Annotated in this window: 1 protein-coding gene; it reads left to right on the top strand. The window is 46.8% G+C overall.

The features are described 5' to 3' along the window. The first annotated feature begins 720 nt into the window (after positions 1 to 720). Positions 721 to 2,454, top strand: coding sequence for a group II intron reverse transcriptase/maturase (gene ltrA, locus AM228_RS28655; protein WP_054470451.1), 1,734 nt, complete (start codon positions 721 to 723; stop codon positions 2,452 to 2,454). Positions 2,455 to 2,565: the final 111 nt, after the last annotated feature.

Here is a 2,565-nt window from a genome sequence, read left to right as displayed (position 1 = left end):
ATTAGTGCGATTCGTTCACGCGGAAAGCGGACGGGGAAACCCGGAAGCGAGCGCGTGGTAATGGTTTCGTCAGACGCCGTGTACTAACAGGCTCCGCCTGCACTCGTGTCACGAACCATTATAACTGTGGATTTGTTGTCTTAAATGGAGGACAAATACCCGGATTTTCTGGCAAAAGAAGAATCTTAACAAAAGATTTAACAATTGCCAGGGGTAATTAGGCATCAGCCCCACCCGGAGACTCACCATCAAAGGTGTGAAGCGGGCTGAAAAGGAGGTAACGCTTAACCAGTAAGGGAATCCCTTCGAGCCAATTAGTCAAGGTCAGCCGCGAGGCAAATGTCCGACTTGAACCCTCTTAACTATAAAGTAGCGAAATCTGGTTGGAACGCTGCGACCAAAAGGTCACGGGGAAAGTGTGGGGGAATTAATTAGTCACCCACAAAAGATACGGAGCTTCACGTCTTACGTATTAGCGAAGTCCCAAAAGTACCCAGGGGGATAGGGCAGCATCCTAAAACTAATAATCCCAAATCCACGGAACGAGGTAAAGCCCATGCCGGCTCTTAGGAGAGGTCGATACTCCTAAGTAGTGATAAGTGTAAGCGCAAGCCACATGGGTGAGAGATACAGTGCAGAAGCCAAAGACCAGCCTAACAACTGGTATATGCAGACAGCCTGTGCCTAAGTTGAAATGTAGAGTTTCAAGTAGAAGTATATATGTCCAAAACACGACAAATGTTGATGGTGGAATGGAACGAAATCCCCTGGAAATCAGTACAGCGGAAAGTGTTCAAGCTCCAAAAGAGAATCTACAGAGCGGCTAGTAGGGGCAACGATGTCACAGCAAAAAGGCTTCAGAAACTACTGTTAAAGTCATATTACGCAAAATTACTCGCAGTAAGGCAAGTAACCCAACTCAATAGAGGAAAGAAGACAGCCGGGGTAGACGGGATAAAATCACTAACACCCGTACAAAGGCTAGGTCTGGCCTCCAGACTGTCACTAACCAATAAGGCCAAAGCAGTTCGGAGAGTATGGATACCTAAACCCGGACGGGATGAAAAACGCCCGTTAGGAATCCCTACAGTAGAGGACAGAGCGCGTCAGGCATTGGTAAAAATGGCACTAGAGCCATACTGGGAATCTAAATTTGAAGAAACCTCATATGGCTTTAGGCCAGGTAGGTCAACACACGACGCCGTAGCCAGAATTTATCTTGTTATAAACAAGAAACCTAATTACGTTCTGGATGCGGATATATCCAAGTGTTTCGACAAAATTGACCACACATACCTACTGAAAAAGCTCCAATGTCCATCGAATATCCGACGCCAAGTGCGAGCTTGGTTAAAAGCCGGAATCATGGACAAAGGAGCCTTTGAAGAACCAGTAGCAGGCACACCCCAAGGAGGGGTCATATCGCCACTACTTGCCAATATAGCACTAGATGGGATGATTCGCGAAGTGGAATCTAAGTTCCCTAAAAAAGGAGCCTACCCACCAGCCAGAATCATTCGTTACGCCGACGATTTTGTGGTTCTACACCCAGAATTAAAAGTCATCCTAAGAGCTAAAGCCGCAATCGAAACTTGGTTACAACCCGTTGGGTTGGAGTTGAAGCCGGAAAAAACCAGGATATGTCACACTCTCAATCAGATGGTTGCAGAAAATGAATTGACTGTACACCCCGGTTTCGACTTCTTGGGGTTCAACATCCGACAATATCCAGCAGGAAGACACAAATCAGGAAAAACAGGTGGCCACAATTCCGAACTACTTGGATTCAAAACCCTGATTAAACCAAGCAAGAAAGCAATCAAAGCCCACCATGTAGCCCTAAAAGCAGTTATCAAGACCCATAAAACAGCCCCACAAGCGGGACTCATTGGAAAGTTAAACCCAATGATCAGAGGATGGGCAAACTACTACTCAGGGGTAGCAGCCAAGGAAACGTTTTCATCAGAAGACAATATCCTTTGGCAAATGCTCAGAGCATGGTCAGTAAGAAGACGTGGAAGAAAACAAAAAGCCCAAGCAATACGTAAGTATTATCGAGAAGGCCGACATGGTACATGGACGTTTGCCACAGCAGACGGACTAACGCTATGGAAACACGCGGACGTCGAAATTAAACGACATACCTTAGTCAAACCTGACAAATCTCCGTATGACGGCGACTGGGTTTACTGGAGTACCAGGCGAGGACAAGACATCGAAGCCCCCACAAGAGTGGCAAAACTGCTGAAAAAGCAGAAGGGTAAATGTCCATATTGCGGGCAATACTTCACAAGCAGCGACCTGCTCGAAGTAGACCACATCATTCCTAGAAGCCAAGGCGGAAAGGATGAATACAAAAACCTGCAATTGCTTCACGCTCATTGTCACGATTTAAAGTCAAGATATGACGGAAACGCCCAAGGGCATCAGGAAGAAGAACTGCCACTCTGGTAGTCGTACCTATGTAAGGGGTCAACGTAGGTAGGAGCCTAGTGCCGTGAAAGTGGCACGCTGGGTTCTGAATGGGAGGTGGGGGAAGTGATTCCCCCATCGACCCCTAATAAA

It is taken from the genome of Planktothricoides sp. SR001 (assembly GCF_001276715.1).
Taxonomy (GTDB): domain Bacteria; phylum Cyanobacteriota; class Cyanobacteriia; order Cyanobacteriales; family Laspinemataceae; genus Planktothricoides; species Planktothricoides raciborskii.
The sequence above is the reverse complement of the archived record's forward strand: the minus strand, read 5'-3'. Positions and strand labels throughout refer to the sequence as shown.